General features: G+C 61.4%; 1 protein-coding gene. It reads left to right on the top strand.

Annotated features, from left to right (window positions below):
- The coding region (locus AB1462_RS32300) for a sigma-70 factor domain-containing protein (RefSeq protein WP_367249197.1) at positions 1–412 on the top strand (412 nt) is incomplete at both ends.

Here is a 412-nt window from a genome sequence, read left to right as displayed (position 1 = left end):
AAACGACGCCGAGGAAGAGGCAAACGAGCTCGCCGAACGTACCGGCACGGCCGTTGCCGCGACCCCTGCCAAGAAAGAGCCTACAGACCGCACCGACGACCCGGTCCGCATGTATCTGCGCGAAATGGGTTCGGTCGAGCTTCTGTCGCGTGAAGGCGAAATCGCGATCGCCAAGCGTATCGAGGCTGGCCGCGAAACGATGATCGCCGGGCTTTGCGAAAGCCCGCTGACCTTTCAGGCCATCATCATCTGGCGCGACGAGCTGACCGAATCGAAGATCCTACTGCGCGAGATCATCGATCTGGAAGCAACCTCTGCAGGACCCGAAGCCAAGCAGGCGCCGGTTGTCGAGCGTACGGAAGAAGTCGAAAAGCCCAAGGTCGATGAGCGCGGACGCCGCATTCGCGAAGAC

Origin of the sequence: Pseudomonas sp. SB113 (assembly GCF_040754745.1) — a bacterium.
Taxonomy (GTDB): Bacteria; Pseudomonadota; Gammaproteobacteria; order Pseudomonadales; family Pseudomonadaceae; genus Aquipseudomonas; species Aquipseudomonas grimontii.
Note: the sequence above shows the minus strand (reverse complement) of the source record. Positions and strands in the feature narration are given on the sequence as shown.